The 10,739-nt window shown below is 46.2% G+C and carries 7 protein-coding genes; 5 read left to right on the top strand and 2 right to left on the bottom strand.

Translation table 11 applies throughout. The features are described 5' to 3' along the window. Nucleotides 1–1,128 (bottom strand): S8 family serine peptidase (locus ACTIE6_RS07650; protein WP_439556074.1); only part of this gene is annotated, 1,128 nt, incomplete at its 3' end. Between the two features lie 481 nt (nt 1,129–1,609). Beyond that, the gene (gene fbaA, locus ACTIE6_RS07655) at nt 1,610–2,689 is read right to left on the bottom strand and encodes a class II fructose-bisphosphate aldolase (protein WP_439556075.1); all 1,080 of its coding nucleotides are present in this window, start codon (nt 2,687–2,689) and stop codon (nt 1,610–1,612) included. Between the two features lie 460 nt (nt 2,690–3,149). Here fbaA and ACTIE6_RS07660 point away from each other — a divergent pair, with 460 nt between their 5' ends. From ACTIE6_RS07660 to ACTIE6_RS07680, 5 genes are all read left to right on the top strand, one after another. After that, nucleotides 3,150–4,355 (top strand): hemolysin family protein, encoded by a 1,206-nt coding sequence (locus ACTIE6_RS07660; RefSeq protein ID WP_439556076.1) that lies wholly within the window; start codon nt 3,150–3,152, stop codon nt 4,353–4,355. A 12-nt stretch (nt 4,356–4,367) separates the two neighbouring features. Then, on the top strand, nt 4,368–4,988 hold the full coding sequence (locus ACTIE6_RS07665; RefSeq protein WP_439556077.1) for an ABC transporter ATP-binding protein: 621 nt from the start codon (nt 4,368–4,370) through the stop codon (nt 4,986–4,988). A gap of 18 nt (nt 4,989–5,006) precedes the next feature. After that, nucleotides 5,007–8,465: a gliding motility-associated C-terminal domain-containing protein gene (locus ACTIE6_RS07670; RefSeq protein WP_439556078.1), complete on the top strand. Its 3,459-nt coding sequence runs from the start codon at nt 5,007–5,009 to the stop codon at nt 8,463–8,465. A 77-nt stretch (nt 8,466–8,542) separates the two neighbouring features. Then, nucleotides 8,543–8,992: a DUF4920 domain-containing protein gene (locus ACTIE6_RS07675; RefSeq protein ID WP_439556079.1), complete on the top strand. Its 450-nt coding sequence runs from the start codon at nt 8,543–8,545 to the stop codon at nt 8,990–8,992. 70 nt (nt 8,993–9,062) lie between these two features. Beyond that, the coding region (locus ACTIE6_RS07680; protein ID WP_439556080.1) for an SGNH/GDSL hydrolase family protein at nt 9,063–10,739 on the top strand (1,677 nt) is incomplete at its 3' end.

Below are 10,739 nucleotides of genomic sequence, written 5' to 3' on the forward strand. Positions count from 1 at the left end.
CCCTGACGAGACAATAACGACACATCCTAAACCGCCTTGGCCGGTGGTAGTAGCTAAGTTAATTGCGTCATCAATCAAACCGGATACCTCAGAATTCCAGGAAAGATTGATGATCCAGGCACTACCTTCCTTGGCTGCCCATTTGATCCCTTGTTTTCGTCTTGAAAGATAACCAGGGGTTGTGCTATTGAGAGGAAAGCTTACCGGCATGATCTTACACTGTGGTGCTACGCCGGATATGCCTGTAGTATTATGAGCAGCGCCGATTATGCCTGCCATATGTGTTCCGTGAATTCCTTTGATTTGCGCAGGAGATCCGCCACTTTCTGCATCATAACCCGGCAGGAGATTTAATATATCTGGATGGCCGGGATCTACTCCCTCGTCGGCTACTGCTACTATCACATTAGCGCAACCTTTGGTAATCGTCCATGCATCACATGCTTTGATGTCGCTACCTGCACTTCCGCCATTTTGACCCGTGTTTTTCAAATACCACTGACTGCCAAAACTGGGATCATTTGTGCAGCTCGCCTGGTTGCCGGTCAATAATTCGGGTTCGCTTGCTGCAAATGCCCCGGACTCGAAAAACTTGTTGGCCATTTCTAGTGAACTACCGTCGGATTTGTTAGTGCAGGACAGCATATACCAGAGAGAAGTAGGAGAATCGCTTCCGATAATCTCTATATCTGCCTTAGTGGCCATCTTGTCCAATATTGCTAGGTCATCTGCTCGCCTGAGCTTCACATAAAAAACATTAGACAAAGTGACTACCTCTCCATAGCTGTTGAAAAAGGAAGGGGCTTTGTAGATTACATCTTCTGTTTTGATATTGAGTATCTCACTACTCTTTATTCTGGCCCATATCAGATTTCTCTTTGCAGGCTTTGTCTTATAAGGTTCCAGACCTTCTCCTAAGACCGTGCGCTGAATGGCCGAGTCAACAACTGGATCTAATTTTGCAGATTCACTAAACAGAATGAAAGTTTCGGCCGGATTTAATTGAAGGCGAATTTTGGTATTGTTATACCAGTAATAAGGGTCATCAATGGGTATAATAATTTGTGTTGGATTTGTGAATGCACATAAGTTCAATACTATTACGAATGTGAGTAGAAATCTTTTCATAGCTAATGTTCAGTTTAGTTGATTTTATCTTAAATAAGAATATATAATTGGCTTGTGAAAATTTGATGTTTACTCAGTTTTAGTTTTTGTGAGGTATTAAGCCAGTCTTTTTGATTCTCTATTTCATTCATTTGTAAAAATTGTGGGCTTACAGTTATTCTTGAATCCGCTGTATATACACCTACAACTTAATTTATAATCGGATTTCATAGTAGATGACTTTAGGTAGGCTTGTTTTGTAAAAAGTACTTAGCAAAATTATTTATCAGATCGTGAATTAATTGCAATCTATTCGCAATTAAACAGATGCTTTGTAGTAGAATTCGGTTGATTATCCTGCGGCGGGGTGCGGCTATTTTATCGGTCGGATTGTCAGGATTATCGGCAATGGAGAAATTGAAAAACCACGCGGTTTATGCACACAAAAAAAAGCAACCCTTACAGGTTGCTTTTTCTTACTCAATAAAGAATTTAATCCGAATTATCCCAGCTGATTAATGCAGTTCAAATCTTCAAATGCAGCTTTCAAACGGGCGATCATGCTTTCTTCGCCTTTACGCATCCACACGCGTGGATCGTAGTATTTTTTGTTTGGCGAATCAGGACCATTTGGGTTACCCAACTGCGTCTGAAGGAAGCCTTCATTTTCCTTGTAATATTTCAAAATCCCTTCCCAGGTTGACCATTGCATGTCGGTGTCAATGTTCATTTTGATCGCACCGTACTCAATTGCTTCACGGATTTCTTCGCGTGAAGAGCCTGATCCTCCGTGGAATACGAAGTTAACCGGCAGCTCGGCAGTGCCGAATTTCTCCTGAATGTAGTTTTGTGAATTGCGAAGGATTTTTGGCTCCAATTTCACATTACCTGGCTTGTAAACGCCATGAACGTTTCCGAATGCAGCTGCGATTGTGAAGTTTGGTGAGATTTTAGATAGCTCTTCGTAAGCGTATGCTACTTCCTCAGGCTGTGTATACAATTTCGAGCTGTCCACATCGCTGTTGTCAACGCCGTCTTCCTCGCCACCAGTTACACCTAGTTCAATTTCAAGCGTCATGCCGATTTTCGCCATTCTCTCGAAATATTTAGCCGAGATCTCAATGTTTTCCTCCAAAGGCTCTTCCGAAAGGTCGAGCATGTGAGAGCTGTACAATGGAATACCGTGCTGGTCAAAATGACGCTCGCCCGCTTCAAGAAGCCCGTCGATCCAGGGAAGCAGTTTTTTCGCGCAGTGGTCTGTATGCAAAATCACCGGAACGCCGTAAAGTGCTGCCATCTGATGTACGTGCATTGCACCCGAGATACCGCCTGCGATTGCTGCCCGCTGATCAGTATTTGACAAGCTTTTTCCTGCGTAAAATATAGCGCCTCCGTTGGAGAATTGAATAATGACCGGGCTGTTTACAGCTTTTGCAGTTTCCAGAACAGCATTTACTGAATTGGTACCTACAACATTGACTGCCGGAAGTGCATAATTGTTTTCATTGGCATGACGGAAGATCTCGCTAACTCCGTCTCCGGTTACAACACCGGCTGCAAAGCGTTTTGTGGTTTCGCTCATAGTAGCTTTTTATATTTTTTCAAGAAATGATTAGGCTATCCAGATATTAAAAATGAACTGGGTGGCAAGACCCGCAAGTTAGCCTTTTTAGAGAAAATGGAGGAGAAAGAGGAGGTTTATTCTGCGTTAAAACGAACATTTATCAACTTACAGCCGTTTTGGCACAATCTGTGTATCTTTGAATCTGGCGATCCCAAGCGTCGCCTGATTCTCCATTTCTTCTTTTGTAAATGAATTCGAAACTTTCCAGAACCATACTTTTAGCACTCGCACTCGGCTTTCTGGTCGTGTGGGTATTGGAATTCCGCCGAGCAGGATTGTTTGAAAGTTACTGGCTGCTGCTGCTGAGCATTGTTTGTTTCCTTGTTTTTCAATTCAGCAGGTTAAAAGCTGCAGCAGGTAAGCCTCAAAAAACAGAGATATCAGCCCCACAAGCTAAAACGCGTTCAACCGCAAAAAAATGAACACACTTTCACTGGCTACTACCATCGTCTTTTTCATTCTCGCCGGCTATTTCGGCGCGGTGAGGTCGGTGCTGCTCGATATTTCCATTGACCGCTATTCTTTCCGGCACGAAAAAACGGAGCAGGTAATACAGACGCTCTACTGGCGGCGGATTTTGCGGATGATCCGGCTGCTGACCGTCGCGCTGGGTTGTTTTGCTGCGGTTATTACCATTTATCCCTACCTGACTTTACACGCGGGCTGGCAGGAGGTTTTGCTTATTACCGGTCTGTTTGCTGCATTGGTTTCCGTTTGGATGCTTTGCTATACTACCTGGGTGAAAGTGGGCAGGAGTTTTCCTAAAATTCTTGATCTGTCTGCATTTCCTGTACGTTTTGGCGAGTGGATCATGACGCCGCTTTACTGGGTTGTGGAGCCATTTGTAAAAGAAAATATCCTGAATCCGTCGCTTCGTGATGATATTGTTTCCGCCGACGATCCCGATTTTGACGACCACAGTATTGAAGAGCGGATGTTTATCAATGCACTCGATTTCAAAGATCTGCGGATCAGGGATTGTATGATTCCGCGAACTGAAATTTCGGCTGTGAATGTAAATGCGACCATTGAAGATCTCCGCACAGCGTTTCTGACCAGCGGGCATTCCAAGATCATTGTACATAAAGAATCCGTTGACGAAGTACTTGGCTACTGCCACGCATTGGCGCTTTTTAAAAAACCAAAAGAGATCAGCAACATTATCACGCCCATCATGATCGTGCCCGAAGCAATGCCCGCGCGCGACCTGATGCTGCGTTTTCTGGAAGAGAGAAGGAGCCTCGCGCTGGTTGTCGACGAGTTTGGCGGTACCTCCGGGTTGATCAGTGTGGAGGATGTGGTGGAGCAGATTTTCGGTGAAATCCAGGATGAATATGATACTACGGAAGACTGGACGGAAAGGCAGCTTGACGATGACAGCTACATCCTGAGTGCGCGTCACGAGCTCGATTATCTCAACGAAAAATACGGCTGGGAGCTGCCGGAGGGCGATTATGATACCCTGGCAGGAATGGTAATCCATTACTATGGCGATTTGCCTGATGTAAATGAAACCGTAAGTATTCCACCTTATTCCTTCCAGGTTGTATCCATGCAGGATACCCGCATTGAACTTGTGAAACTGACGATTGAAGAAAAAGCCAAAAAAGGCGAGAAAGCGTAACCTGAAAGTATTGTGCGGATATCTGTTGAAAATCTGGGTAAAAAGTTTGTAAAAGAATGGATTTTCCGAAAGGCGACTTTTGAACTTTCGGCAGGAAAGATGTACACATTTGTGGGCCCGAATGGAAGTGGTAAATCGACGCTTTTGCAACTGCTCACTGGCATGGTACCTGCTTCGGAAGGCAGCGTAACATACACCGACAATGCAGGAAAACCGGTAGAAACCGACCTTTGGTACAAACACCTGGTACTCGCCGCGCCATACCTTGAACTGATCGAGGAATTTACATTACGCGAGCTTGTGCAGTTTCACATCAAATTCAAACCGTTGAAAAACGGACTGACCGTTCAGGATTTTGAAGAGATCATCCAGCTGTCACACGCAAGCGGAAAAGTAATCCGTCATTTTTCTTCGGGTATGAAACAGCGCGTGAAGCTCGGACTGGCTTTCATGTCCGATGTACCCATTATTTTCCTGGACGAACCCACCACGAATCTCGACGTGACGGGCATTCAATGGTACCTCGATCATATTACCAAATACACTCAGAACCAGCTTGTTTTGCTGGGTTCCAATGTGAAACAGGAATATGAATTTTGCGAAAATATCATTTCGGTTTCTGCGTTCAAGTAGAACACGGACACATCTTCTATGCACAAAACTTTACGGCTGATCCTGGTATTGTTGTTATTCCTTGCCTTTGGGGCAGGAAAATCGCTGGCCGGCGGGATGTACTTCATTGAAAATCGCGGTCAATGGGCTGCTGATGTCCTCTTTCGCGCGGAGATTCCGGGCGGTTTCTTTTTTCTGAAAAGTCAGTCGATGGTTTATGTGCTGTACGATGCCTCAAAAGTGGCAAACCTGCATGGTAAAGCGCCTGTAAATTCGCCAGTTGCCAAAGGAAATGCACTTGAACCTTCCATGATCCCCGCTCACGGAGTGGAACTTATGTTTGAAAATGCAAACAATCAGGTAAAGCACACACCCAAAAGTTCGGTCAAAACGCAGTTCAGTTATTTTCTGGGGAAAGATGAAAGTAAATGGGCTGGTGGTGTCCCTGGCTTTGAAGAGGTTTTATATGAAAACATTTACCCCGGCATTGACCTGCGTGTATATCTAGACCGTTTGAAACTGAAATATGAATTTGTTGTAAAACCTGGTGCAGATCCGGCGCAGATCAAACTCAGGTACAATGGCGCGCAGCAGATTTCACTCAACGATCAACAGCAGATTCTGGTAAAAACTTCTGTTGGCCAGTTTAAAGAAGCAGAACCTTATTCTTTTCAAACTGTCAGTAACAAAGCTGTTGAAGTACCTTCTGCATTCCGGCTCACAGGAAATACCGCAGGCTTTGTTCTTCCGAAAGGCTACAATAACAAGATGTCGCTCACGATAGATCCCGAGCTTATTTTTTCAACGTTTTCGGGTTCTGTCTCCGACAACTGGGGCCACACTGCCACTTATGATGCGGCTGGTAACCTGTATTCGGGAGGTACGGTGTTCGGCGCCAACTTCCCGGCCACAGTAGGCGCATTCCAGGTGAAATTTGAAGGTTTGGTTGATGTTTCGATCCTGAAATTCACACCTGACGGAAGCAGTCTGGTTTTTGCGACATTCCTGGGCGGGGAAGATACCGACGTGCCGAATAGCCTGATCGTCAATTCCAAAAATGAGCTGTTGATCCTCGGTACAACATCTTCCAAAAACTTCCCGACGCGGACCAATGCATTTCAAAGGACTTTCGGCGGCGGCACGCCCAGTATACCCATTTCCGGCCTTGACCTGCCCAACGGTGCAGATATTTTCATATCAAAACTGAGTGCAGACGGAAAACAGCTCGCCGCTTCCACTTACCTGGGTGGGAATGGCAACGATGGGGTAAGTAACAGTCCCGCATTCACGATCCGGAATTATGGAGATACTTTTCGTGGTGAAATCGTAGTTGATCAGAGCGATAATGTGCTGGTAGTTTCGTCAACCAGCTCCGGTAATTTTCCACTAAAAAATCCGGTACAAAACAAGCTTAACGGATCGCAGGACGGAATTGTGTCCAAGCTTGACGCTGGTTTGAGCACACTTCTGTGGAGTACTTACCTGGGCGGGGAAAAAGCCGATGCGGCGCATTCATTGAAGTCGCTGCCAAATGGAGATATCTACGTAACCGGATCTACCAAAAGCGCACAGCTGACTACCAGCTCTACCTCTTATCAGAAAACATTGAAAGGTACCGAGGACGGATTTGTGGCCAGGTTCAATGCAGACAAGCTTTTAAATATTACATACCTGGGTACCGACAAAGAAGACGGGGCATATTTGCTAGACACTGATGCCGGCGGAAACGTTTTTGTTTACGGACTTACAACCGGCGATTATCCTGTCAGCGCAGGTGTTTATAACAATGCAAAAAGCGGCCAGTTTGTCCATTCACTCGATGCATCTCTTTCCAAAAGCAACTTTTCGACGGTAATCGGCTCCGGTCGGGGCGCGCCTGATATTTCACCGACTGCGTTCCTGGTGAGCGAATGCGGCAATATTTACATTGCAGGCTGGGGCGGGAATGTAAATAACAGCACCAACAATAATCCGCTCAGCAGTACCTTAGGGCTTCCGGTGACAGAAGACGCGATCCAGCCTAAAACGAATGGACATAATTTTTACATCGCTATTCTCGAACAAGGTGCCAAGTCGCTTTTGTATGCAACCTATTTCGGCAGCCAGAGCAACACGCCGGGTATCCAGGGCGACCATGTGGACGGCGGTACAAGCCGTTTTGATAAAAACGGAACAATTTACCATGCAACCTGCGCTTGCGGCGGCAGCCATTTTCCCGTAACCCCACAGGCGTGGTCGGAGACAAACAATAGTGACAACTGCAATAATGCCGCATTTAAAATAGATATCGATCGTTTGAAGGCCGATTTTGATGTGTATTCAGGCAGTTCCAAGAATGTACTCCGTGGCTGTGCGCCACTCTCTTTGTCTTTCGTCAACACCAGCGAAGGCGGGATTGATTACATCTGGGAAGTGAGCGGCAGTACCATTTCGCGGGAAGATGATCAGGCTGAGTATGTTTTTACAAAAGCAGGGGAGTACAAAGTGACGCTGAAAGCTTACAACAGGCTCAGCTGCAAAAGAATGGACATTGCTGAAAAAACAATTATTGTAGAAACACTCGATGCGAAGGTAACTGCCGATATAGCTGTTTGTGAAAATTCATCGGTGCAGCTGCTCGCGCAGGGTGGTACCCAATACAAATGGTCGCCAGCAGCCGGACTTAGCAACGCCACCATCGCCAATCCTACCGCTATTGTGAAGGAAACGACGGAATACAATGTCGAAATCAGCAATGCAAGTGGCTGCAAAGTCAGTAAAAAGGTGAAAGTTTTGGTAGAAAAGAAGAGCGATTTCATTGAAATGGCTGACGTGGAAGCTTGCCAGGGAGCCAGTGTGGTACTTACCGTGTCCGGCGAAGCAACGCAATACCGCTGGCTGCCGGCGAAAGGATTGCCGGAAACGATTGGGAAAACGGTAACTGTAAAACCAGAGGAAACCACAACATACATTGTGGAAGGAACTTACGCCGACGGTTGCCGGCCAGTGCGTGAGATTACGGTGAAGGTGGATAAAGCACATGCGCCCGATTTTGAAATTATCACTTCTGGCGGAGCCTGCAATGAACCTTTCAGCTACGCACTATCCAACAAAACGCGCAATGCAGCGCGCTACGAATGGAATCTCGGGTTTGGAAATACAATAAAGGACGAAAACGTGGGCGAATACCAGTATGAGACGCCGGGCGAATACACCGTTGTTTTAACTTCGTACAATGCAGCCGGCTGCCCGCTTTCAATTGCCAAGAAAGTGAAGGCCTTGCCGCCTTTTACGTTAAACAATGTAATTACGCCAAACGGGGATGGGAAAAATGACACCTTCATCGTGCCCGTTTCGCCGGCTTCGCTGGAAGTGTTCAATCGCTGGGGCAAGTCCGTATTCAAAACTGCCGACTACAAAAATGACTGGGGAAAGGGAATAGCAAACGGAACTTACTTTTACGTGGTCGATACGCCGCAGGGGAATCACTGCAAGGGCTGGGTGGAGGTCCTAGAATAAACGGATTTGTACATTCGTGTCAAGTTGTAGTACATTTGAAATCAGGTAATTATTTGATCATTTAATATTTAATTAAAATGAAAAAACTATTCATACTACTATGCATGACAGTAAGCAGCTATGCGGCCAGCGCGCAAACTGCCAACACTTTTGGAAAAGAAATCAATGATAAAAAGGCAATAGAAGCAAGTGCATTGCCTGCCAAAATGGGTGATAAAACGGAGATGGAAGCCAAGGTAAGCGGGACAGTGGAATCGGTATGTCAGGTAAAAGGCTGCTGGATGAAAGTGAAGCTGGACAATGGCGAGACAATGCGCGTGATGTTTAAGGATTATGCATTCTTTGTTCCGAAAGATATTACCGGAAAAACCGTGGTGTTTGAAGGAGAAGCTCAAAAGAAGATGGTACCTGTTGAGCATTTGCAGCATTATGCCAAGGATGCCGGGCAAAGCAAAGAGGAAATCGCCAAAATCACTGAACCGAAGCAGGAGCTTACATTTATCGCCGATGGTGTTTTGGTGAAATAGTTATTGATGATAGAAAAGAAAACCGGCAGTGGGTACTTTGTAGCAATACAAGTACCCATTTTTTATTTTTATGAAAGTCAAACTCCTTATCCCTGCTTTTGTTTGCTATTGTTTTGTCCTGCAAGCTCAAAATACAAAGACCAGCTGGTGGGACCCGCAAAGTGCGTCTTTTCCCGTTATTGAAGGTCAGGCGTGGCCGGCGAAGGAGTTGAAAAATCCTTACGACAGGTTACCGGCAAAAGCGGAAAAGCAGGTGAGGGAAGCGGTTTGGAATTTGTCAAACCAGTCGGCGGGACTGATGATCCGGTTCCGGTCCAATTCTCCTGAGATCAGGGTAAGGTATACTGTGGGCGGGAAGCACGCATTGCCGCACATGCCGGCGACTGGGGTTAGCGGCATCGATTTATATGCAGTGAGCAGCGACGGTGCGCCGCGCTGGTGTGCGGGGAAGTATGCATTCGGTGATACAATTACCTACAATTTCAAACTTGCCGCAAATGATAATTACCATAAAAAAGGACGCGAGTACAGGTTGTTTTTGCCGCTGTACAATAGTGTGAAATGGCTGGAAGTAGGAGTGCCGGAAGGTGTTGTGTTTACTCCGCTGCCGGTGCGGCCTGACAAACCAATTGTTGTATACGGTACTTCCATTGCGCAGGGTGCCTGCGCATCGCGGCCGGGAATGGCGTGGACTTCCATTGTAGGCAGGAAAATGGACCGGCCGCTGATCAATCTGGCTTTTTCAGGAAATGGGCGGCTTGAAAAGGAGGTAGTGGATTTGGTAAATGAGATTGACGCGCATATTTTCATTTTAGATTGCTTACCCAACCTCACAATCCGCCCGGATTCTAAAATGCCGATTACGGCGGAGGAAGTTCGGGACAGGATATTGGCTACCGTCAAATCGCTGCGTCAAAAACATCCGCAAACTCCCATTGCACTTGCCGAGCATGCGGGCTACACTGATGAAGATATTAGTCCCGAAAGCAGGCATTTTTATGAAGAGGTGAATATAATTCTTAAAGCAGCATTCGCCAGGTTGAAATCGGAAGGGATTACGAATCTTTACCTAATTCCCAAGAAGGAGTTTGGCCAGGATATTGAAACAACTGTTGACGGAACACACCAGACAGATTTAGGTATGATGCGGTATGCAGAAGGTTACGAAAAGCATCTCCGCAACATTTTACATGAATATACCGGCGAAGCTTCCACAACAAAGCCAATTACCCAACTTCGTGAGCTCAATAATTACGACTGGGAAGTAAGGCACCGGGAAATACTTGATTTAAACAGGAAATCGGCACCTGAAACAATTGTGATCGGTAACTCGATCACACATTTCTGGGGAGGTTTGCCAAAAGGGCCGCGTGCGGTGGGCGATGCTTCATGGAATGATACTTTCGGGAAGAATTCACGTAACCTGGGCTACGGTTGGGACCGCATTGAAAACGTACTCTGGCGTATCTATCACGGCGAGCTGGACGGGTTCAGTGCAAAGCAGATTCTTGCGAACATTGGTACCAATAACCTTCACCTGAATACAGACGCGGAGATCGTCGAAGGCTGGAAGCTGCTGATCAGGGCACTGAAACATCGTCAGCCCGATGCAAAAATCACGATGCTGGGTATTTACCCGCGGAGAGACCAGGAAGCACGTGTTGCCGCATTGAACGGACAGCTTGCGCAGTTGACTGGTGAGGAAAGTGTGGGCTATATGGACCCTGGAAAGGTGTTGCTGACAACT

The organism is Dyadobacter sp. (assembly GCF_051859145.1).
Classification (GTDB): domain Bacteria; phylum Bacteroidota; class Bacteroidia; order Cytophagales; family Spirosomataceae; genus Dyadobacter.